The following is a 23104-nucleotide window of genomic DNA, read 5'->3' on the forward strand; positions in this document are numbered from 1 at the left end:
GCTCGCGTCAGCCACCCCCATTCGCGAAGGAAGCCCGATGAAGATTGCGCTGGATCCCTACATGATTCGCCACCTGCCGCTCGACCGGCTGCCGCACGCGGTGGCCGAGCTCGGCTACGACCAGATCGAGTTGTCGCCGCGCAGCGACTTTCTCGACTGGTGGGTGATGCCGCGTGCGACCCGCGAGCGCATGGCCGCGTTCCGCCAGGCGATGCGCGCAAGCGGCGTCGGCCTCGCGTCGCTGCAGCCGATGTACCGTTGGGCGAGCCCGTTCGACGACGAGCGGCAATGGGCCGTGCGGTGCTGGAAGAAGGCGATCGAGGTCGCGGTCGAGATGGAGTGCGCGCTGATGGTGTCGGAGTTCGGGCGCGGCGCGTCGCCCGAGCGCTCGGTCGGCGAGCGGCCGGGGGCGAACCCGAAGGAGCTGTGCGAGGCCGCATGGTTCCGGTCGATGGACGAACTGCTGCCGATTCTGGAGCGCGAACGCATCGTGCTGTCTGTCGAGCCGCATCCGGAGGACTGGATCGAGCAGCTGCAGCCGGCGATCGACATCGTCACGAACCTCGGCTCGCCGTCGCTGAAGCTGTCGTACATCGCGCCGCACACGTTCTACTACGGCGACGACATGGCCGCGATGATCGCGCAGGCCGCGCCGATCCTCGCGCACGCGCGCGTGGCCGATACGTTCGACCACCGCAAGAGCAGCCAGCTGCGCTACATCGTGAACCCGCCCGGTTCGAACCAGATCCGTGTGCACCAGCATCTCGACATCGGGCAGGGCGAGATCGACTGGGACGTGTTTTTCCGTGCGCTCGGCACCGCCGGCTTCGACGGCGTGATGTCGTCGTGCGTGTTCGCGTGGGAGGACCGCGCGGAAGCATCGTCGCGCTACATGCGCGACACCATCCAGCGCTACGTCGATCGCCATTTCGACCGCACCGCGCTGACCGATTGTTGACCGGCGCGGCACGGGCCGCGCCGCTGATGAACGACTGGAGACTCGTAGATGACCTTGCAAATCGGCGTGATCGGCTGCGGCGCGATCGGCCAGGACCATATCCGCAGACTGACCCGCACGCTGTCCGGCGCGCGCGTCGTGGCCGTCAATGACATCGATCCGCAGCAGGCGCGCGACGCGGTGACGAAGTACGGGCTCGATGCGGAGATCTACGGCGACGGCCACGAGGTCGTCGCGGCCGCCGACGTGCAGGCCGTGCTCGTCACGTCGTGGGGGCCGACGCACGAAGCGTTCGTGCTCGACGCGATCGCGCACGGCAAGCCGGTGTTCTGCGAGAAGCCGCTGGCCGTCACGGCCGACGGCTGCATGCGGATCGTCGAAGCCGAAGTCGCGCACGGCAAGCGGCTCGTGCAGGTCGGCTTCATGCGGCCGTACGACGAAGGCTACCGCGCGCTGAAGCGCGTGATCGACAGCGGCGAAATCGGCGCACCGTTGATGCTGCATTGCGCGCACCGCAACCAGTCGGTCGGCGAGCGCTACACGACCGACATGGCGATCACCGACACGCTGATCCACGAACTCGACGTGTTGCGCTGGCTGCTCGGCGAGGATTACACGAGCGCGCAGGTCGTCTATCCGAAGAAGACGCGCCATGCGTCAGCGCATCTCGCCGATCCGCAGATCGTGCTGCTCGAAACCGCGAGCGGCGTGCGCATCGACGTCGAGATCTTCGTGAACTGCCAGTACGGCTACGACATCCAGTGCGAGGTGGTCGGCGAGCAGGGCATCGCAAAGCTGCCCGATCCGCCGGCCGTCGGGCTCAAGCATGCGGCACGGCAGTCGGTCGAGATCATGACCGACTGGAAGGAGCGCTTCATCGCGTCGTACGACGTCGAGCTGCAGGCGTTCATCGACGGCGTGCGGCAGGGCGCGCTGACCGGGCCGTCCGCGTGGGACGGCTACGCAGCGGCGGTCGCGGCCGATGCGTGCGTGCGCGCACAGAAGAGCGGCGCGGTCGAACCGATCGCGATGGCCGACCGTCCCGCGTTCTATCGCGGCTGATCCGCGGCCACCCGCCGCTTGTCTAACGGACCGACCGACATGACGATGAAGATTGGCTGCGCACCGTGCTGCTGGGGTGTCGACGACGTGAAGAACCCGCACCTGCCGCCGTGGCGGCAGGTGCTCGCCGAGGCCGCGCAGGCCGGTTACTCGGGCATCGAGCTGGGGCCCTACGGCTACATTCCGCTCGAACTGGACGTGGTGAGCGCCGAGCTCGAGCAGCAACGCCTGAGCATCACCGCCGGCACGATCTTCGACGATCTCGTGTCGCCGGAGAACCTGCCGAACCTGCTGCGCCAGACCCGCGACATCTGCGCGCTGATCACGCGGCTGCCCAGGCTGCCGACGCAGGACGGCCAGCGCCATGCGGCGCCGTACCTGGTCGTGATGGACTGGGGCCACGAGGAACGCGACTACGCGGCTGGCCACGGCGATCGTGCGCCGCGGCTGTCGGACGAGCGCTGGTCGACGATGGTCGACCATATCCGGCAGATCGCGACGATCGCGCGCGACGAGTTCGGCGTGCGCGCGGTGATTCATCCGCACGCGGGCGGCTACATCGAGTTCGCGGACGAGATCGACCGGATCGTCGCGGACATTCCGGCCGACACGGCCGGCCTCTGTCTCGACACGGGCCACCTGTACTACTCGGGCATGGAGCCGGAAGCCTGGCTGCGCCGTCACGCGGCGCGCGTCGACTACGTGCATTTCAAGGATATCGACGCGGCGGTGTACGACGCGGTGATGGGCGAGCACATCGCGTTCTTCGCCGCGTGCGCGCGCGGCGTGATGTGCCCGATCGGCACCGGCGTGCTCGACTACCGCGCGATCCGCCAGGCGCTCGACGAGATCGGCTACGCCGGTTACATCACGATCGAGCAGGAGCGCGACCCGCGCAACGCCGGCACGAGCCTGCGCGACGTCGCCGCGAGCCGCGCGTTTCTCGCGTCGGCCGGTTTTGCATGATCTTATGAACACGAACCAGGAACACCACCATCATGATTGACGGACAGATTCTGCTCGGGCATTCGATTCGCTGGGGCACGGTCGGCGGCGGCCTCGGCAGCCAGATCGGCTACAGCCACCGATCGGCCGCGTTGCGCGACGGCAGTTTCCAGCTGGTCGCCGGCGCGTTCGACATCGATGCCGAGCGCGGCCGGCAATTCGGCGTGAAGCTCGGTGTCGACGCGCAACGCTGCTATTCCGACTACCGGACGATGTTCGAAGCCGAGGCGAAGCGCGCCGACGGCATCCGCGCGGTGTCGATCGCGACGCCGAACAACACGCACTTCGAGATCTGCCGCGCGGCGCTGAGCGCCGGGCTGCACGTTGTCTGCGAGAAGCCGCTGTGCTTCACGACCGAGGAGGCCGAGGCGCTGCAGCGGCTGTCGGTCGAGAAGAATCGCATCGTCGGCGTCGCGTACGGTTATTCCGGACACCAGATGATCGAGCAGGCGCGCGAGATGATCGCGCGCGGCGATCTCGGCGAGATCCGCATCGTGCAGATGCAGTTCGCGCACGGCTTCCACAGCGAGGGCGTCGAGGCCGCGAGCGCGGCTGCACGCTGGCGCGTCGACCCGAAGTTCGCGGGCCCGAGCTACGTGCTCGGCGACATCGGCACGCATCCGCTGTACATCTCGGAAGTGATGGCGCCGGAACTGAAGATCAAGCGGCTGATGTGTTCGAGGCAGAGCTTCGTGAAGAGCCGCGCGCCGCTCGAGGACAACGCGTTCACGATCATGGAATACGACACCGGCGCGATCGGCTACGTCTGGTCGAGCGCGGTGAACGCGGGGTCGATGCACGGACAGAAGGTGCGCGTGATCGGGTCGAAGGCGAGCGTCGAATGGTGGGACGAGCATCCGAACCAGTTGCGCTACGAAATCCAGGGGCAGCCCGCGCAGGTGCTCGATCGCGGGATGGGGTATCTGCATCCGCAGGCATTGCGCGAGGATCGCATCGGCGCCGGGCATCCCGAAGGGCTGTTCGAAGCGTGGTCGAACCTGTACGCGCGCTTCGCGCTCGCGATGGACGCCGCCGATCGCGGCGACGGGCAGGCGTTGGAGGCCATCCATTTTCCGGACGTCCGCGCGGGTGTCGAGGGCGTGCGATGGGTCGAGAACTGCGTGCGCTCCGCCGATGCGGGCGGCGTGTGGGTCGACTATCGTTGAGCGATGGAGGGGCGATGCCGGCGTCGGCGTCGGTGAACGCCCTAGTCTTTACGCCGGGGCAAGCACGTTGGAAAATCGTTTCCAGCCAAGCCGTGGAGCGTGTGCAGGTGATGATCGAGCGCGTGGGAGCGAGCGTGCGGCGCGGTCCGTGCCGCAAACGTGATTAAATTCGCCCTTCATGCATGTGTACAGGTGAGTCCCGGGCGGCGTGCGTCGGTATCGCGCGCGCATCGGGGCCGTCAATTTCGCGCTATCCGATGAGTTCATCCGAGAAACCTCCCGCCACCGTCGAGCAGTTCCTGCAGCATCTGACGCAGGAGTACGACGGCCTCAGCAATCGCCTGAAGGTGATCGCGCGTCACGTGGAAACGAATCGGGATCAGCTTGGCCTGGAAGGCATCCAGTCGCTCGCGGAGGCGTGCGGGGTCCAGCCTTCGGCCGTCGTGCGGTTCGCGAAGCATTTCGGCTTTTCCGGCTTCTCCGAGATGCAGCGATTGTTCCGCGAGGGCCTGGCCCAGCAGATCGCGCCGGGCCGCGCGTACAACCTGCGATTGCGCGACGTCATCGAATCGGGCTCGTCGAGCCTGCAGCCCGAGCAGATCGCCGACGAATTCATCAAGGGCAGCATTGCCGGGATGCAGCAGCTGCGGCAGACGCTCGACCCGCAGGCGCTCGCGCAGGCCGTCGACCTGCTCGCCGACACGCAGGCAATCTGGATCGCCGGCTCGCGCCGCGCGTTTCCGATCGCCGTCTATCTCGACTACGCGCTGCAGCACACCGACAAGCGCATCGGCCTGTTCAGCGCGCTCGGCAGCATGCATCTCGGGCAGATCCGGTCGGTGCGCGAAGGCGACGTGATGATCGTGATCTCGTTCATGCCGTACGCGGAAGAGACGGTGCAGGTCGCGCAGCAGGCCGTGCAGCGCGGCGCGCGCCTGATCGCGATCACCGACAGCCGGATGAGCCCGCTGGCGCGGGATGCCGAGGTGACGCTGATGGTGCAGGACAGCGCGACGTTCGGGTTCCGTGCGCTGACCGCGACGATGGGCCTCGCGCAGAGCCTGTTCGTGGCGCTCGCATACCGGCTCGAGCTGTCGTACCTGCCGACCGCCGACGGAGCGCACGGCACGAAGGCCGGCTGACACCGGCCTTCCGCATGCCTGCCGCCCGCGGGCACATCCGGCGGGCGGCATACCCATCGCGCTTACTTCGCGGTCGGCATCGCGAACTCGGCACCCTTGCCGATGCTCGATGACCAGCGCTGCATCACCGACTTCTGGCGCGTGTAGAAGCGCACACCTTCCTCGCCGTATGCATGCATGTCGCCGAACAGGCTCTTCTTCCAGCCGCCGAAGCCGTGCCATGCCATCGGCACCGGGATCGGCACGTTGATGCCGACCATGCCGACCTGGATGCGCCGCGCGAATTCGCGCGCGATGCCGCCGTCGCTCGTGAAGCACGACACGCCATTGCCGAACTCGTGCGCGTTGATCAGGTCGACCGCTTCGCCGAAGTCCTTCACGCGCACGCAGCCGAGCACGGGCCCGAAGATTTCTTCCTTGTAGATGCGCATGTCGGGCGTCACATGATCGAACAGCGTGCCGCCGGTGAAGAAGCCTGCCTCGCGGCCCGGCACGCGCAGCCCGCGCCCGTCGACCACCAGTTGCGCGCCTTCGCTCACGCCTTGCTCGATATAGCCTTCGATGCGCTTCAGCGCTTCGCCGGTGACGATCGGGCCCATCTCGACTTCCGGCGACATCCCGTCGCCGATCACCAGCTTGCGCGCGCGCTCGGCGACCGCCGGCACGATCTTGTCGGCCACGTCGCCGACCAGCACCGCGACGCTGATCGCCATGCAGCGTTCGCCCGCCGAGCCGTACGCGGCGCCGATCAGCGCGTCGACCGCCTGCTCGATGTTCGCGTCGGGCATCACGACGAGGTGGTTCTTCGCGCCGCCGAGCGCCTGCACGCGCTTGCCCGACTGCACCGCACGCTGCTGCACGTAGGCCGCGATCGGCGTCGAGCCGACGAAGCTGACGGCTTGCACATCCGGATGGTCGAGCAGCGCGTCGACCGCGCCCTTGTCGCCCTGCACGACGTTGAACACGCCGGCGGGCAGGCCGGCCTGCGTCAGCAGGTCGGCCATGAACAGCGCCGCCGACGGGTCGCGTTCGCTCGGCTTCAGCACGAACGTGTTGCCCGTCGCGAGCGCGACCGGGAACATCCAGCACGGCACCATGCAGGGGAAGTTGAACGGCGTGATCCCGGCGACAACGCCGAGCGGCTGGCGCATCGTCCAGTTATCGATGCCGGTGCTGACCTGATCGGTGAAGTCGCCCTTCAGAAGCTGCGGCACGCCGCATGCGAATTCGATGATGTCGATGCCGCGCGCGACTTCGCCCTGCGCGTCGGAGAACACCTTGCCGTGCTCGGCCGTGATGATCGCGGCGAGCGCGTCGCGGTGTTCATTCATCAACTGCAGGAAGCGGTGCAGCACGCGTGCGCGGCGGATCGGCGGCGTCTCGGCCCAGGCCGGGAACGCGGCGTGAGCGGACGCGACGGCTTTCTGCACCTCGTTGTCGCCGGCGAGCGCGACGCGGCGCACCGCGCGGCCGAGCGCCGGATTGAGGACGTCCTGGAAGCGGCCGCTGCGGCCGGCAACGGGCGCGCCGTCGACATAGTGGCCGACGTCGGCGTCGGACGTGTAGGCGGGAACCGGGTTCATCGTGTCTCCAGAGGATGGGGGTGGACGGAACCTAGTCTAGGCAAAGCGGCGGGGCGGGAGAAGGCCGCGCAGCTTGATTCACTGTTCAGAATTCTGAATAATCGGCGAATGAATCAGCAAAATGTCCAGGCGCTCTGGCCGCATATCCATTCGCTGACCGTGCTGGCGGCGGCAGGCAGTTTCACGGCCGCCGCGCAGCGGCTCGGCATCAGCAAGGCCGCGATGAGCCAGCGCATCGCCGATCTCGAGAAGGCGGCCGGCGTGCCGCTGGTGCGGCGCACGACGCGCAGCGTTCGGCTCACCGACGCGGGGCAGACGCTGGTCGACAGCACGCGCGACGCGTTCGAATCGATCGGCCAGCACTTCGCGCGCGTGAAGGACCTGGCCGGCGAACCGCGCGGGCTGCTGCGCGTGACGGTGCCCGTCGCGCTGGGGCGCCAGCAGGTCGTGCCGCACTTGCCCGATTTTCTGCGGCAGCATCCGGGCGTGCATATCGAACTCGACCTATCCGACCGGCTGCATTCGCTGACGCAGGAGGGTTTCGACCTCGCGATCCGCCATACGACGATCGCGCCGCAAACCCACGTCGCGTGGAAGCTGTGCGACACGCGTTCGTTGCTCGTCGCGAGCCGAGACTACCTCGACGCGCGCGGCACGCCGCGCCACCCGAGCGAACTCGTCGACCACAGCTGCCTGTGCTACCTGCGCGACAACGAACCGGCGGCCTGGAGCTTCGAGCCGGACGGCCGCCGGCGCCAGCGCGTGAGCGTGCCCGTGCGCGGCAGCTTTGCGGCGAACAACAGCGAGGCGATGCGCGAGGCCGCGCTCGGCGGGCTCGGCATCGCGCTGCTGCCGGATTTCAGCGCGCGGCGCGATCTCGACGCCGGCCGGCTCGTCGCGCTGCTCGACGGCTGGCGACCGTCGGGCGCGTTCGGCGACCACATCTTCGCGATCCGGCCGTACAGCCCGGTCGTGCCGAGTGCCGTGCGCGCGCTCGTGCGGCACCTGCGCGAGCGGCTCGCGGGCGGTTTCACGGGCGCCTGACGGGCGAGGGCTCGCGAGGGCGGGCGCGCCGCATCGCATGGCCGGGCCCCGGCCGCGCGGGCAGGGGGGCGCTGCGGTAAAATTGCCGTTTCCTCCCGCGCCCGTGTGGCGCGTCATTCGAAGGTCGACAACCGATGCAGATTCACAAGGAAGTGGATGCGCGCGGGCTCAATTGCCCGTTGCCGATCCTGCGCGCCAAGAAAGCGCTCGCCGATATGGAGAGTGGGCAGATCCTCAAGGTGCTCGCGACCGATCCGGGCTCGCAGCGCGATTTCGCCGCGTTCGCGAAGCAGACGGGCAACGAGATCGTCGAAGTGACGACCCAGGACAAGACGTTCGTATTCCTGATGCGCCGCCGCTGACGGTCCGCATCACGCGCCGCTTGCGGCACCCGCACGGGCAGCGCTCGTTGCGGTCTGGCCGCGCCTCTGGCACCTCTGACAATTCTTAAACCTCGTCACACGGCCGGCTGCGTATACTGACCCGGCCGGTCGTCCGTCTCGGATGGATGCGCCGGCCACGGTACGTCACATGAGGCTCGCACGGGGGCCATGCCTGACGCTACCGTCGTACAAACGGGGAGAGGACATGTCCTTCAGACCAGGGACCATTCGAAGTCCGTCCGCAGCGGAATGCATCGCGCCCGCACGCGCGGCGGGGTTGAGCCGGATCGAGCTCGACCCGGAACGGGATCGCCACGCGCGTGCCGCGCTGGAAGCGTATGCCGATTCGGCGGCGGCTGAGATGCCGTGGCTGGCCGAATCGCTCGATGAAAGGCTGCACGGCGCCGCGCAGGACGACGGCGCAGGCTTCACATATTGCGGCGCAACGGTCGAGCGCGTGTTCGATATCGCGCAGACGTGGGCGGCGAGCCAGCCCGACTACGCGGCGCCGGCGTGGGAGCGCGTGCGCGGCCAGCTGGAGCGGCTGCTGCGGCAGCCGGAAGATCTCCCAGCCGCGCGGCTGCGGCGCCTGTCGACCGACGATCTGGTCGAGCCGGTGGCCGGCAAGGCGGGCCCCGACTAGGCGCGCGATCGCGCGACGGGAAGGATTATTCGAATAAAGGACCGTAGTTCGCGCAATTTCTTGGCGAATTTCATACTACTATGGTGAAATCGCCGGTTCGTCCGTGCCCCGTTTTCGAGATATTTTGCCGGGGTGCCGTGTCGCGCAGGGTGCGCGCTCGGCAAACGACGGCTCGCCGGCCGGCGTCGGCGGCTGCGCGTGTGCTGCGCGGGGTGAGCGCGGGGAGCTGAACTGGACGAATCGATTTCGATTTGCGGGGTGCTATGAGAATTGCTGTACTGGATGACGATCCGGCCCAGACGGATTTCGTCAGTCAAACGCTGACGGCCGCCGGCCACACATGCTATGCGTTCAAGGAAGGCAAGGCCCTGAAGAAGCGTCTGCAGCGCGAGACGTTCGATCTGCTCGTGCTCGACTGGAATGTGCCGGACATGTCCGGCGAGGAAGTGCTCAAGTGGGTGCGTGCGAACCAGGCCGAGCACAGCCTGCCGATCATCTTCATGACGAGCCGCGACGACGAGGCGGGGATCACGCAGATCCTCAACGCCGGCGCCGACGATTACGTGGTCAAGCCCGTGTCGGGCCCGATCCTGCGCGCGCGCATCGGCTCGCTGCTGCGGCGCGCGTATCCGGTCAACGCGGAGGCGACCGTTCGCGAGTTCGACCAGTTCCGCTTCGACGTGAACCTGAAGCAGGCGTACGTCGGCGACAAGGCCGTGAGCCTCACGCAGAAGGAATTCGAGCTCGCGCTGCTGCTGTTCCAGCACCTCGACCGACCGCTGTCGCGCGCGCACATTCTCGATCTCGTGTGGAAGCAGGCGACCGACATTCCGTCGCGCACGATGGACACGCACATCTCGATGCTGCGCACGAAGCTCGGCCTGCGGCCGGAAAACGGCTATCGCCTCGCGCCGATCTACGGCTACGGCTACCGGCTCGAGCGGGTCGGCCAGGGAGAACCGGAGTGACCCAGCGAATCACGCAGCGCACGGCGGCACTGCACGCGGCGTGCGCGGTCGCGTTCGCGTTCGCGGCACAGCAGGCCGTTGCGCAGCCGCCCGCTGACGTGGGCAAGACGGTCGTCTACCGCACGCATGCCGGCGACACGCTGTACGACGTCGCCGCGCGCTACCTGCAGGGCCCGGACGACTGGCAACTCCTGCAGCAGATCAACGGCGTGCCCGCGCCGAAGCGCCTGCAGCCGGGCGTTGTGCTGAAGCTGCCCGTCGCGCGCTTGCGCAAGGAAAAGCTGACCGCGCGCGTCGTCGCAGTGCAGGGCACGGCCGAGCGCGCGTCCGGCGCCGCTTACGCGCCGCTCGTGAGCGATGCGACGCTCACCGAGGGCGACCGCGTGCGCACGGGCGCGAACGGCTTCCTGACGCTTGAACTGGCCGACGGCACGCACATGAGCCTGCCGCCCGACAGTCAGCTCGACCTGAAGACCTTGCGCCGCACCGTGCTGACCGGCACGCTCGATCGCGAATTCGAACTCACGCGCGGCTCGGTCGACAGCGAGGTCACGCATCTGAAGAAGCGCGACGACCGCTTCCAGATCCGCTCGCCGTCGGTCGTGGCCGGTGTGCGCGGCACGCGGTTCCGCGTGAACTACGACGCCGCCGGCAACGCGGCGACGCGCGTCGAGGTGCTCGACGGCACCGTCGGCGTCGCGGGCAAGCAGCAGTCGGCCGATCCGACGCTCGTGCATGCGAACTTCGGCAGCGTCTCGACGTCGTCCGGCGCGGTCGGCGCACCCGTGCCACTGCTGCCGGCGCCCGCGCTCATGCATCCCGACAAGGTGCAGGACGAGTCCGACCTCACCTTCGACATCGTGCCGCTCGAGCGTGCGCATGCCTATCACCTGCAGCTCGCGCGCGACGCGGGCATGCTCGAGCTGTTCAGCGAAACGCGCACGGTCTCGTCGCGCGCGGTGTTCCGCCAGGTGCCGAACGGTACGTACTTCGTCCGGATTGCCGCGATTGACGACAACGGCCTCGAAGGCATGCCGCACATTTACGCGTTCGAGCGGCGCCTGATGGGGCTCGACGCGACCGCGTCGCCCGGCCCGAACGGCTATGAGTTCCGCTGGTCGCCGAACGGCGCGAGCAAGGATGCGCGTTATCGGTTCGTGCTGTCGCGCTCGAAGGACCTGAGCGCGCCGGTCGTCGACCAGATGGGCCTGCAGGCGCGCAGGATCACGGTTTCGCACCTGCCGCCCGGCGACTACTACTGGGCGGTGACGGTCGAGGAGTTCGACGGCGGCAAGTTCTATCAGAAGACGAGTCCGGTCAGCGCGTTCACGTTGTCGCGCTGACCCGCGGCGCATGAAAACCGACTCCGTTTCCCCGCGGCGGCGCCTCGGCCGCCGCTTCCTGATCGAGTGGATCGCGATCGGCTGCCTCGGGATCGCGGTGATCCTCGCGTGCGCGTTCGGCCGATTCTCGTCCAGCGTCGACGGGCTCATCTACGACCGGCTGCTGATGCTGCGCAGCCTGCCGTTGTCGCCCGATGTCGTCGTCGTCGACATCGACAACCAGAGCGTGTCCGCACTCGGTCGCTGGCCGTGGCCGCGCAGCGTGCACGCGCGGCTGCTCGACACGCTGGCGCGTGCGCAGCCGGCTGCCGTCGTCTACGACGTGCTGTTTACCGAGCCGTCGCCGGAAGATCGTGCGTTCGCGGACGCAATGACCCGTGTGCCGACCTTCCTGCCTGTCTTGCTGAGTCCCGAGCAGGCGGACGGCACGCGCACCATCGATCCGCCGGTGGCCGAGCTGTCGGCACGCACGACGGGGCTTGGCCACATCAATCTCGAAGTCGACCCCGACGGTATCGTGCGCAGCGTCGCGCTGTTCGAAAGCGACGGACGCGTGCGCTGGCCGCAACTGATGGTGCCCGTCTATCGTGCGATCCAGGCCGGCCGGCTGCATCCGGTCGGCGGTGTGCCCGGCGCGAATGCGCACGACCTGTCCCGCGACGCGACCGGCGAGGGCCGCTACCTGATCCCGTTCAGCCGCAACACGCCCGCCTATCCGACGCTGTCGTTCGACGACGTGCTCGAAGGGCGCGTGAAACCCGACGCGCTGCGCGGCAAGATCGTCGTCGTCGGCGTGACCGCATCGGGCCTCTACGACCGCTTCGCGACCCCGGTGTCGGGTGACTTCGGCCCGCTCGCCGGCGTGTACATTCATGCGAACGTGCTCGACATGCTGGCCACCGGCAGCGCGATCCTGCCCGCGTCTCGTATCTGGCTCTTCGCCGCATCGCTGCTGCCGCTCGCCGTGCTGCTGGGCGGATTCCTGATGCTGTCGCCGTGGCGCGCGCTGCTGCTGACGCTGAGCCTGGCCGCGCTGTCCGTCGTCGCGAGCCTGGCGCTGCTGTTCGAGGCGCGCGTGTGGCTGTCGCCCGCGCCGGCGATCTTCGGGCTGATCGCCGTCTACCCGATCTGGAACTGGCGGCGCCTGGAAATGACGATGTCGTACCTGCGCCGCGAGCTGCAGCGGCTGGCCGACGAGCCGCACCTGCTGCCCGAGGCGCCGCGCACGCGCAGCGTCGGCGGCGACGTGCTCGAACGGCAGATGGCGTTGATGGCGCAGGCCGCGCAGCGCGTCCAGGACATGAAGCGCTTCGTGTGGGACAGCCTCGACAGCATGCCGGAGCCGATCTTCGTCACCGACCTGGCCGGGACCGTGCTGATCGCGAACCATGCGGCGAAGCGCTACGGGGAACGCCTCGCGCTGCCGCTGCCGGAAGGGCGGCCGCTGCGCGCCGCGCTCGGCGAGCTGACCTTCATGAAGACCGTCGACGGCAACGCCGAACACGACGTCACGATCCGCGAACACTGGCCGGCCGCGCTCGACCCGACGCTCGGGGCCGAAGACGAAGCGATGGCGCGCGGCATCGAGGTGCGCGATCGCGACGGGCTCGACCATCTGTTACGCTACGCCCCGTGTACGAATGCGCAGGGCCACGTGACGGGCTGGATCGCCGGCCTCGTCGACGTGACCGAACTGCACGCGGCCGAGCGGCAGCGCGAGGAGGCGCTGCACCTGCTGTCGCACGACATGCGCTCGCCGCAGTCGTCGATCCTCGCGCTCGTCGAGATCGAGCGCGATCGCGTCGAAACCGACGCGATCCGCGGGCTGCTCGCGCGGATCGAGCGGTATGCGCACCGCGCGCTGTCACTCGCCGACGAGTTCGTGCAGCTGGCGCGCGCGGAGTCGCAGGCATATCAGCTCGAACCGACCAGCCTCGTCGACGTGCTGATCGACGCGAGCGACGAAGTCTGGCCGCAGGCGCAGGCGAAGCGCATCCGCATCGAGACCGACGTCGGCACCGACATGTGCTGGGCGCGTGCCGACCGCTCGCTGATCACGCGCGCGTTCGTCAACTTGCTGAACAATGCGGTCAAATACAGTCCGTCCGACACGGTGATCACGTGTACGCTGACGGTCGAGCATGCGTCGAAGCGGATGTTCTGTACGATTCGCGATCAGGGGTACGGCATTGCGCCGGAAGATCAGCGGCATCTGTTCGAGCGTTTCAAGCGATTCCATGCGGGCGAGCGGCCTGAAATCTCGGGCTCGGGGCTCGGCATGGCATTCGTGAAGACGGTCGTCACGCGCCACGGCGGCAGCGTGACGGTCGACAGCGAAGTGGGTGTCGGCACCGCGGTGACGGTGTCGCTGCCCGCGATCGACGAGCCGTCCGCCTGACAGGGCCGGGCACGACGGCAGGCATTTGGGGGAAGTCATGAGAAAGGAATGGGCAGCGACCGCGGTGGCGGTGGCGCTGTTGACGGGTTGCGCCGGCGTCACGACCGGCGTGAGCGCGCTCGGGCAGCCGACCGCGTTCGAATCCGGGGCGCACGACTACGATTTCGTTCGCACGGCCGCGCAGGCGGACGACGCCGAATACCGGCAGATCGAGACGCTCGTGCGCGACGAACTCGCGCACCGCGGCTTCGACGCGCAGCCCGGCCTGGCCGCGCGCTACCGGCTGTCGATCGCGTACGCGACGCAGCCGGCGTCGGTCGCGGCGACGGCCGACCAGTGCGGTGCGGCAAGCAGCGCGTGCGTGACCGTCGACGGGCCGGCACCGTTGGCGCTGCCGTTCGCCGGCAAGGTGTACCGCCACGTGCTGACGCTGCGTTTCGTCGACGCGAAGTCGGGCGCCGACGTCTATCGCGTGTCGGCGTCGATGCGCGATCGCGATGCGGGCACGCAGCGGGCCGCGCCGACGCTCGTGAAGAGCGCGCTCGCGAAGCTGCCGTTCGAGCAGGGCGACGGCTGGCTCGTGAAGACGAAAAAAGACGACGCGGGCGCAATGCCAAGCGTCGTCTCTGTGAAGTCGGCCGCCATCCGCTGACGCGCCGGCCGTGAGGTGAGGGCGGGCCCGCCGCGCAGGCGAGGCCGGCCCGTGCCGCGTTCAGGCAGCCGGGTGCCCGTTGCCGCGCGCGCGCAGGTACGCGTCGAACTCTGCGCCGACTTCCGGGTGGCGCAGCGCGAATTCGACCGTCGCCTTCAGGTAGCCGAGCTTGCTGCCGCAGTCGTAGCGCGTGCCCTGGTACTTGTACGCCAGCACCTGTTCATCGGCGAGCAGCGCCTGGATCGCGTCGGTGAGCTGCAACTCGCCGCCCGCACCCGGCTTCAGCGCGCGCAGGTGTTGGAAGATCCGCGGCTTCAGGATGTAGCGGCCGACCACGCCGAGGTTCGACGGCGCGACTTCCGGCGCCGGCTTCTCGACGATCGCCGACATCTTGACGATCGACTCTTCCCATTCCTTGCCGTCGACGATGCCGTACGACTTCGTCTCCGACGGCGGGATCTCTTCCACGCCGATCACCGAGCTGTGATAGTGGTCGAACACATCGACCATCTGCTTCATCACGGGCGGGTTGCCGTCGAGCAGGTCGTCGGCGAGGATCACCGCGAACGGGTTGTCGGCGACGAGCTTCTCCGCGCACAGCACCGCATGGCCGAGGCCGAGCGCTTCCGGCTGGCGCACGTAGAAGCAGTCGACGTGGCTCGGCTTGATGCTGCGCACGAGTTCGAGCAGTTTCTCCTTGCCGCGCGCCTCGAGTTCGGCCTCGACTTCGTACGACTTGTCGAAGTGATCCTCGATCGCGCGCTTGCTGCGCCCGGTCACGAAGATCATCTCGGTGATGCCTGCGGCGATCGCTTCCTCGACGGCGTACTGGATCAGCGGCTTGTCGACGACGGGCAGCATTTCCTTCGGGCTCGCCTTCGTTGCCGGGAGGAACCGCGTGCCGAGACCGGCAACGGGGAATACCGCCTTGGTGACTTTCAACATGATCGAACCTTTATTCCTGTAATCGACTTGTCAGACAGTCTATGTTCACGTTCCGATTATAGTGAACGCAAACGACCTTACTGTTTGTTACGCAGGCAACCGATCGAGCTGAGCGCGCAGTTTTTCCAGCGTGCTCTGGAATTCTGCGACGCGCTTCTGCTCCTGTTCGACCACGGCCGGCGGCGCTTTCGCGACGAACGCCTCGTTGCCGAGCTTCGCGTTGCACTTCGCGATTTCGCCCGTCAGACGCGCGATTTCCTTCGACAGGCGCTCGCGTTCGGCCGCGACGTCGATTTCCACCTTCAGCACCAGCTTGTTCGGGCCCACGATCGCGATCGGCGCGCCGTGCGCCGCCTGGTCGAGCGTCGCTTCGTCGGCCAGGATCTGCACTTCCGACAGGCGGGCGAGGGCCTGGACGTACGGCGCGAACGAGCGCAGGCGCTCGGCATCGCCGGCCGCGAGCAGCGGCACCTTGGTCGCCGGCGACAGGTTCATCTCGCCGCGCAGGTTGCGGCACGCGTCGACGATCGCCTTCAGGTCGGCCGCCCATTGCTCCGATGCCTCGTCGATCTTCTGCAGGTTCGCAATCGGATACGCCTGCGTCATCAGCGACGCTTCGCCCTCGGCCTTGCCTTGCGGATAACGGCCGGCGAGCGGCGCGACCTTCTGCCAGAGCGCTTCGGTGATGAACGGAATGATCGGGTGCGCGAGGCGCAGCACCGTTTCCAGCACGCGCAGCAGTGTGCGGCGCGTCGCGCGCTGCTGTTCCGGCGTGCCGTTCTGGATCTGCACCTTCGCGAGTTCGAGGTACCAGTCGCAGTACTCGTCCCACACGAACTTGTAGATGCTGGTGGCGATGTTGTCGAAGCGGTAGTCGGCGAAGCCCTTCGCGATGTCGGCCTCGGTGCGCTGCAGGAGCGACACGATCCAGCGGTCGGCCGCCGAGAAGTCGAGGTAGCCGCCGGGGCCGCAGTCGCCCGCGCCGCACACTTCCGGCTTGTCGGCGCCGCAGTCGTGGCCTTCGCAGTTCATCAGCACGAAGCGCGTGGCGTTCCACAGCTTGTTGCAGAAGTTGCGATAGCCTTCGCAGCGCGCGAGGTCGAAATTCACGTTGCGGCCGAGCGTCGCCATCGACGCCATCGTGAAGCGCAGCGCGTCGGTGCCGAACGCGGCGATGCCGTCCGGGAATTCCTTGCGCGTCTTCTTCTCGATGGTGGCGGCCTGTTTCGGGTTCATCAGGCCCGTCGTGCGCTTCGCGACCAGCGTCTCGAGGTCGATGCCGTCGACGATGTCGATCGGGTCGAGCGTGTTGCCCTTGCTCTTCGACATCTTCTGGCCTTCCGCGTCGCGCACGAGGCCGTGCACGTAGACCGTGTGGAACGGCACCTTGCCGGTGAAGTGCGTCGTCATCATCACCATCCGGGCGACCCAGAAGAAGATGATGTCGAAGCCCGTGACGAGTACCGACGACGGCAGGAAGTGCTTCAGTTCAGGCGTTTCGTTCGGCCAGCCGAGCGACGAGAACGGCACGAGCGCCGACGAGAACCACGTGTCGAGCACGTCTTCGTCGCGCTTCAGCGCGCCCGTGTAGCCCTGCGCGGCGGCCTTCGCGCGCGCGTCTTCCTCGTTGCGTGCGACGAACACCTCGCCGTTCTCGCCGTACCATGCGGGAATCTGGTGGCCCCACCACAGCTGGCGCGAGATGCACCAGTCCTGGATGTTCTCGAGCCACTGGTAGTAGGTGGTCGTCCAGTTTTCCGGCACGAACTTGATCTGGCCGTTGCGCACGACGTCGAGCGACGTTTCGGTGATCGACTTGCCCGGGTTGAACGTGCCTTCCGGCGCCGGCTTCGTCATCGCGACGAACCACTGGTCGGTCAGCATCGGCTCGATCACGACGCCCGTGCGGTCGCCGCGCGGCACCATCAGCTTGTGCGGCTTCACGGAGTCGAGGAAGCCTTCCGCATCGAGGTCGGCGACGATCGCCTTGCGCGCGTCGAAGCGGTCGAGGCCGCGATACTGCTCGGGGCCGTTGTCGTTGATCTTGGCGTCGAGCGTCAGGATCTCGATCGGCGTGAGGTTGTGGCGCAGGCCGACCTGGTAGTCGTTGAAGTCGTGCGCGGGCGTGACCTTCACGACACCCGTGCCGAACTCGCGGTCGACGTAGTCGTCGGCGATCACCGGGATCTCGCGGCCCGTCAGCGGCAGCGTGACGAGCTTGCCGATCAGGTGCGCGTAGCGCTCGTCCTCCGGATGGACCATCAGCGCGACGTCGCCGAGCATCGTCTCGGGACGCGTCGTCGCGACGGTCAGCGAGCCCGAACCGTCGACGAGCGGGTAGCGGATGTGCCACAGGTGGCCGTTTTCCTCTTCGCTCGCGACCTCGAGATCCGACACCGCGGTGAGCAGCACCGGATCCCAGTTGACGAGGCGCTTGCCGCGGTAGATCAGGCCCTGTTCGTAGAGCGTGACGAATACGTCGCGCACGGCGGCCGACATCTTGTCGTCCATCGTGAAGTATTCGCGCGACCAGTCGGGCGACGCGCCGAGGCGGCGCACCTGGCCGGTGATCGTCGAACCGGATTTTTCCTTCCATTCCCACACGCGCTCGACGAACTTCTCACGGCCGAGGTCGTGTCGCGACACGCCCTGTGCGTCGAGCTGGCGCTCGACGACGATCTGGGTCGCGATCCCCGCGTGGTCGGTGCCGGGCAGCCACAGTGTGTTCTCGCCGAGCATCCGGTGGTAGCGGGTGAGGCCGTCCATGATCGTCTGGTTGAACGCGTGGCCCATGTGCAGCGTGCCCGTCACGTTCGGCGGCGGCAACTGGATCGAGAAATCGGGGCGGGCCGGATCGAAGGCCGGGGCCGCATAGCCGCGCTTTTCCCACTCCGGCCCCCATTGGGACTCGATGGTGCGGGGCTCGAAACTCTTCGCAAGCGTGTTGTCGCTCATGGTGGAAATCTGCCGAAAATTGCGTGAATTGGATGCCGAATCTGACAATTATAAATGGATGCACATCGGCCAGCCATTGCTTGCCCGCGCGGGCAGGTCGCAGGGGCGCCGCAACGCGGGTAACGGCATGCGGCGGAACGGATCGAAAACGGCATCGCGCGGCCGACTTATAATGGCGGGTCCGCACTTTTCTCGCACGTCCGCTGCCGCTCCATGCCCGATCTGCTCGCCAATCTGAACCCTGAACAATACGCCGCCGTCACGCTGCCGAACGAACCGGCGCTGATCCTCGCGGGGGCGGGCAGCGGCAAGACCCGCGTGCTGATCACGCGCATCGCGTGGCTGATTCAGCAGGGCTACGCGTCGCCGGCCACCGTGCTTGCCGTCACCTTCACGAACAAGGCCGCGCGCGAAATGATGGCGCGGCTGTCGGCGATGATGCCGATCGACACGCGCGGCATGTGGATCGGCACGTTCCACGGGCTGTGCAACCGGATGCTGCGCACGCACTGGCGCGACGCCGGCCTGCCGCAGACCTTCCAGATCCTCGACACGGCCGACCAGTTGTCCGCGATCAAGCGGCTGATGAAGGCGGCAAATGTCGACGACGAAAAATATCCGCCGAAGAACGTCCAGTACTTCATCAACAACGCGAAGGAGCAGGGGCTGCGTCCCGACAAGGTCGACGCGTCCGACAACTTCAACCGCAAGTTCGTCGAGCTCTACCAGGCGTACGACCAGCAGTGCCAGCGCGAGGGTGTCGTCGACTTCCCCGAGCTGCTGCTGCGCTGCTACGAGCTGCTCGCGTACAACGCGCCGCTGCGCGCGCACTACCAGGCGCGCTTCAAGCATATTCTCGTCGACGAGTTCCAGGACACCAACAAGCTGCAGTACGCGTGGCTCAAGATGCTCGCGGGCGGCGAGAACGCGATCTTCGCGGTCGGCGACGACGACCAGTCGATCTACGCGTTCCGCGGTGCGAACGTCGGCAACATGCGCGACTTCGAAGACGAATTCCGCGTGCGCAACCTGATCAAGCTCGAGCAGAACTACCGGTCGCACGGCAACATCCTCGACGCGGCGAACCAGCTGATCTCGAACAACTCGCATCGCCTCGGCAAGAACCTGCGCACCGACGCCGGCCATGGCGAGCCCGTGCGCGTGTACGAGGCGAGCACCGATGCGCAGGAAGCCGGCTGGATCGTCGAGGAGATCCGCTCGCTGATCAACACCGGGATGTCGCGCAGCGAGGTGGCCGTCCTGTATCGCAGCAATGCGCAATCGCGTGCGATCGAGCACACGCTGATGACGTCGGGCATCCCGTATCGCGTGTACGGCGGCCTGCGCTTCTTCGAGCGCCAGGAAGTGAAGCACGCGCTCGCGTACCTGCGCCTGATCGACAACCCGAACGACGACACCGCGTTCGTGCGCGTCGTGAATTTCCCGACGCGCGGGATCGGCGCGCGCTCGATCGAGCAGCTCGCGGACGCCGCGCGCCTGTACGACTGCTCGATGGCCGCGGCGATCCCGTACGTCACCGGCAAGGCCGGCACGAGCCTCGGCGCGTTCGCGAACCTCGTCGCGAAGATGCGCGCCGAGACGCAGCAGATGAGCCTGCCGGAAACGGTCGAATACGTCGTGCGCGCGAGTGGCCTCGCCGATTTCTACCAGGGCGAGCGTGAAGGCCAGGACCGCCTCGAGAACTTGCAGGAACTCGTGAACGCGGCCACCGCGTTCGTGAGCGAGGAAGGCTACGGGCTCGATGCGCCGGCCCGCTCGATTCCGCTGCGCGCGGGCGCGATCGCGGCGCCGGAGCTTGGCGTGGACGTGGACGATCCGACAGTCGAGGTGCTCGATCCGGCGCCGCTCGGCGACCCCGCGCAGAACCCCGACACGATGACGCCGCTCGCGGGCTTCCTGTCGCACGCGTCGCTGGAGGCCGGCGACAACCAGGCGCAGGCCGGCCAGGACGCGGTGCAGCTGATGACGGTGCACGCGGCGAAGGGTCTCGAATTCTCGGCTGTGTTCATCACCGGCCTCGAGGAAGGGCTGTTCCCGCACGAGAACAGCGTGCTCGAATCGGATGGTCTCGAGGAAGAGCGGCGGCTGATGTATGTTGCGATCACGCGCGCGAAGGAGCGGCTCTACCTGTCGTTCGCGCAGAGCCGGATGCTGCACGGCCAGACGCGATACAACGTGCGCTCGCGCTTTTTCGACGAATTGCCGGAGCACGTGCTGAAGTGGCTCACGCCGAAGGTCGAGGCGGGTTCGCGCTGGGGCGGCCGCTCGGACAACGCCGGCTGGGGGCGCGACTGGTTCGCGCGGCCGGGCGGCGGCAGTCGCGAGCAAGTCGTCGACGCGGCGGTCTCCGCGCCGCTGCCGGCGTTCGCGAACAAGCAGCGCGCGGCCGACACCGGCTTCCGCATCGGCCAGCAGGTATTCCATACCAAGTTCGGCGAGGGTACGGTCACCGCGCTCGAAGGCAACGGCGCCGATGCGAAGGCGCAGGTGAAGTTCAAACGGCACGGCGAGAAGTGGCTCGCGCTGGCGGTCGCGAAACTGCAGGCGGTGGAATGATGAGCATCGCCATGACTGAAACGGTTTCGACGCGCCCGCTCGGCATTCTGGCAGCGCTGCCCGAGGAACTCGGCGACCTGATCGCCGCGATGCGTGCCGAAGGCGTGATGAAGACGATCACGCTCGGTCGCCGCGATTATCACGTCGGCACCGTGCACGGCGCGGCCTGCGTCGTCACGCTCGCGCGGGTCGGCAAGGTTGCGGCCGCCGCGACGGTCAGCGCACTGATTCATGTGTTCGCCGTGTCCGGCATCGTATTCACCGGCGTCGCCGGCGGGGTGTCGCGCACGGTACGCGTCGGCGACGTCGTCGTCGCCGATCTGCTGCTGCAGCACGATCTCGACGCGTCGCCGCTGTTTCCGCGCTACGAGGTGCCGCTGCTCGGCATCACGCGGTTCGCGACCGATGCGGCGCTGACGGCTCGTCTGAAGGCCGCGTGCACGCTGTTCGTCGCCGAGGAGGGCGCGCGGTTCGCCGAGCGTTTCGGGCTGGCGGGTGCGACGTTGCACGGCGGGCTGATCATCAGCGGCGACCGCTTCGTGTCGAGCGAGCGGGAAGTCGTCGCGCTGCGCGACGCGCTGCCGGACGCGCTCGCGGTCGAGATGGAAGGTGCGGCGATCGCGCAGGTGTGCGCCGAGCACGACGTGCCGTTCGCCATCGTGCGCACGATCTCCGATACGGCCGACGATCACGCGACGCAGTCGTTCTCGCATTTCCTGTCGGCGATCGCGAGCAGCTATTCGTCCGGCATCCTCAAGCGTTTCCTTTCGCTGCATGCGACGACGGCGGCCTGAAGCCGCCGTCGTATTTTCCCTTCGAATCGCTCGGCCGGCCGCGGCACACATGCCGCGGCCGGTTCGTCACGTCTTCTTGCGCCGGCTGCTTTCGAGGTTCGGCAGGAACACCGTCAGCACGCCGATCAGCGGCAGGAACGAGCACACCTTGTAGACGAACGTGATGCTCGTCGCATCCGCGAGCTGGCCGAGCACGGCGGCACCCACGCCGCCCAGGCCGAACGCGAAGCCAAAGAACAGGCCCGCGACCATCCCGACCTTGCCGGGCATCAGCTCCGTCGCATAGACGAGGATCGCGGCGAACGCCGACGCCAGCACGACGCCGATGATCACGCTCAGCACGCTTGTCCAGAACAGGTTCGCGTACGGCAGCAGCAGCGTGAACGGCGCGACACCGAGGATCGACACCCAGATCACGTACTTGCGGCCGATCCGGTCGCCAACCGGGCCGCCGATCAGCGTGCCGGCCGCGACTGCCGCGAGGAACACGAACAGGTGGATCTGCGCGGCCTGCACCGACAGGTGGAACTTGTCGATCAGGTAGAACGTGAAATAGCTGTTGATGCTTGCGAGGTAGAAGTACTTCGAGAAGACCAGCAGCACCAGCACGCCGATCGCGGCGAGCACGCGGCCCTGCGACAGTGTCGGATGGCCGGCCGCCGCGGCCTTCTTCTTCATCGACGGATGCTTCTTGTACCAGTGGCCGATCTGCGTGAGGACGACCATCGCGACGAGCGCGGCCGCCGAGAACCAAGCAATGCTGTGCTGGCCGTGCGGAATGATCACCAGCGCGGCGAGCAGCGGCCCGAGTGCCGAACCTGCGTTGCCGCCGACCTGGAACAGCGACTGCGCGAGCCCGTGCTGGCCGCCCGATGCCATCCGCGCGACGCGCGACGATTCCGGATGGAACACCGACGAGCCGCAGCCGACCAGCGCCGCCGCCGCCAGCAGCGTCGGGAAGTTCTGCGCGGCCGACATCAGCAGCAGCCCCGCGAGGGTGAAGCCCATCCCGACCGGCAGCGAATACGGTTTCGGCCGCTTGTCCGTGTACAGGCCGACAAGCGGCTGCAGCAGCGACGCGGTGATCTGGTAGGTCAGCGTGATCAGGCCGATCTGCGCGAACGACAGCGCGAACTGGCTCTTGAGCATCGGATAGATCGCGAGGATCAACGACTGGATCATGTCGTTGAGCATGTGCGAGAAGCTGATCGCGCCGAGCACGGGGAAAACGGTACGCGGAGCGGGTGGGGCAGACGGCTGGGCTGCGGCTGTTGCGCCGGCGCCCGTATCGAGGCTGGTTTCCATGTGAGCTGAGCGAGTTGAGGTGGCGGGACGCGCTCTGATGGGGATCGGCGCGTTCGAATCGTTGTTGCGTCAAAGAAGTCTAATGTGGCGCATCGAGAATGTCAGGACAAGTTTTGTCGCGATTCGGACATTGCTGTGACGATTCGGCCATGACGCGTTTTTTGGCCAGGTATAACGCTGC

The 23104-nt window shown here is 67.4% G+C and carries 18 protein-coding genes; 14 read left to right on the forward strand and 4 right to left on the reverse strand.

The features are described 5' to 3' along the window. Positions 1-37 precede the first annotated feature (37 nt). The 5 genes from LGM71_RS04100 to LGM71_RS04120 all read left to right on the forward strand — a co-directional run bounded on the left by LGM71_RS04100 (position 38) and on the right by LGM71_RS04120 (position 5333). On the forward strand, positions 38-958 hold the full coding sequence (locus tag LGM71_RS04100; protein WP_226114072.1) for a sugar phosphate isomerase/epimerase family protein: 921 nt from the start codon (positions 38-40) through the stop codon (positions 956-958). A 48-nt stretch (positions 959-1006) separates the two neighbouring features. Continuing rightward, complete coding sequence (locus tag LGM71_RS04105; protein ID WP_124903706.1) at positions 1007-2020, forward strand: Gfo/Idh/MocA family oxidoreductase; 1014 nt, start codon at positions 1007-1009, stop codon at positions 2018-2020. 39 nt (positions 2021-2059) lie between these two features. Then, a complete protein-coding gene (locus LGM71_RS04110) occupies positions 2060-2986 on the forward strand; it encodes a TIM barrel protein (protein ID WP_124903708.1) in 927 nt (308 codons plus the stop codon). A 32-nt stretch (positions 2987-3018) separates the two neighbouring features. Continuing rightward, positions 3019-4191, forward strand: coding sequence for a Gfo/Idh/MocA family protein (locus LGM71_RS04115; RefSeq protein ID WP_226114073.1), 1173 nt, complete (start codon positions 3019-3021; stop codon positions 4189-4191). A gap of 257 nt (positions 4192-4448) precedes the next feature. Then, positions 4449-5333 carry a MurR/RpiR family transcriptional regulator gene (locus LGM71_RS04120; protein ID WP_124626518.1) on the forward strand — a complete coding sequence of 295 codons (885 nt, stop codon included), beginning with the start codon at positions 4449-4451 and terminating at the stop codon, positions 5331-5333. A 62-nt stretch (positions 5334-5395) separates the two neighbouring features. Here LGM71_RS04120 and LGM71_RS04125 read toward each other — a convergent pair whose 3' ends face one another. Then, positions 5396-6916, reverse strand: a complete 1521-nt coding sequence (locus LGM71_RS04125) for a CoA-acylating methylmalonate-semialdehyde dehydrogenase (protein ID WP_226114074.1) — start codon at positions 6914-6916, stop codon at positions 5396-5398. 108 nt (positions 6917-7024) lie between these two features. On the opposite strand from LGM71_RS04125, the gene LGM71_RS04130 reads away from it, so the two are divergent. From LGM71_RS04130 to LGM71_RS04160, 7 genes are all read left to right on the forward strand, one after another. Then, entirely contained in the window at positions 7025-7960 is a 936-nt protein-coding gene (locus tag LGM71_RS04130) for a LysR family transcriptional regulator (RefSeq protein WP_059606543.1), read from the forward strand. Positions 7961-8094: 134 nt separating this feature from the next. Then, entirely contained in the window at positions 8095-8322 is a 228-nt protein-coding gene (locus LGM71_RS04135) for a sulfurtransferase TusA family protein (protein WP_006753156.1), read from the forward strand. A gap of 226 nt (positions 8323-8548) precedes the next feature. Beyond that, complete coding sequence (locus tag LGM71_RS04140) at positions 8549-8986, forward strand: peptidase (protein ID WP_226114075.1); 438 nt, start codon at positions 8549-8551, stop codon at positions 8984-8986. A gap of 263 nt (positions 8987-9249) precedes the next feature. Then, positions 9250-9954, forward strand: coding sequence for a response regulator transcription factor (locus LGM71_RS04145; RefSeq protein ID WP_166725289.1), 705 nt, complete (start codon positions 9250-9252; stop codon positions 9952-9954). After that, complete coding sequence (locus LGM71_RS04150) at positions 9951-11297, forward strand: FecR domain-containing protein (protein ID WP_226114076.1); 1347 nt, start codon at positions 9951-9953, stop codon at positions 11295-11297. Before LGM71_RS04145 ends, LGM71_RS04150 begins: the two co-directional genes overlap by 4 nt. A gap of 10 nt (positions 11298-11307) precedes the next feature. Further along, positions 11308-13695 carry a CHASE2 domain-containing protein gene (locus tag LGM71_RS04155; RefSeq protein ID WP_226114077.1) on the forward strand — a complete coding sequence of 796 codons (2388 nt, stop codon included), beginning with the start codon at positions 11308-11310 and terminating at the stop codon, positions 13693-13695. 37 nt (positions 13696-13732) lie between these two features. Continuing rightward, positions 13733-14347: a DUF4136 domain-containing protein gene (locus LGM71_RS04160; protein ID WP_226114078.1), complete on the forward strand. Its 615-nt coding sequence runs from the start codon at positions 13733-13735 to the stop codon at positions 14345-14347. Between the two features lie 60 nt (positions 14348-14407). Here LGM71_RS04160 and galU read toward each other — a convergent pair whose 3' ends face one another. Both galU and LGM71_RS04170 read right to left on the reverse strand, forming a co-directional pair. Continuing rightward, a complete protein-coding gene (gene galU, locus LGM71_RS04165; protein WP_059606556.1) occupies positions 14408-15292 on the reverse strand; it encodes a UTP--glucose-1-phosphate uridylyltransferase GalU in 885 nt (294 codons plus the stop codon). 87 nt (positions 15293-15379) lie between these two features. After that, the gene (locus tag LGM71_RS04170) at positions 15380-18247 is read right to left on the reverse strand and encodes a valine--tRNA ligase (protein WP_124626506.1); all 2868 of its coding nucleotides are present in this window, start codon (positions 18245-18247) and stop codon (positions 15380-15382) included. A 213-nt stretch (positions 18248-18460) separates the two neighbouring features. On the opposite strand from LGM71_RS04170, the gene LGM71_RS04175 reads away from it, so the two are divergent. Next, positions 18461-20824 carry a UvrD-helicase domain-containing protein gene (locus LGM71_RS04175; protein WP_226114079.1) on the forward strand — a complete coding sequence of 788 codons (2364 nt, stop codon included), beginning with the start codon at positions 18461-18463 and terminating at the stop codon, positions 20822-20824. Beyond that, complete coding sequence (locus LGM71_RS04180; RefSeq protein ID WP_226114080.1) at positions 20821-21618, forward strand: 5'-methylthioadenosine/adenosylhomocysteine nucleosidase; 798 nt, start codon at positions 20821-20823, stop codon at positions 21616-21618. The genes LGM71_RS04175 and LGM71_RS04180 overlap by 4 nt, the downstream gene beginning before the upstream one ends. Before the next feature lie 66 nt (positions 21619-21684). On the opposite strand, the gene LGM71_RS04185 is transcribed toward LGM71_RS04180, so the two are convergent. Then, positions 21685-22923 carry an MFS transporter gene (locus LGM71_RS04185; RefSeq protein WP_226114081.1) on the reverse strand — a complete coding sequence of 413 codons (1239 nt, stop codon included), beginning with the start codon at positions 22921-22923 and terminating at the stop codon, positions 21685-21687. Positions 22924-23104: the final 181 nt, after the last annotated feature.

It is taken from the genome of Burkholderia sp. AU33545, from assembly GCF_020419685.1.
Lineage (GTDB): Bacteria > Pseudomonadota > Gammaproteobacteria > Burkholderiales > Burkholderiaceae > Burkholderia > Burkholderia diffusa.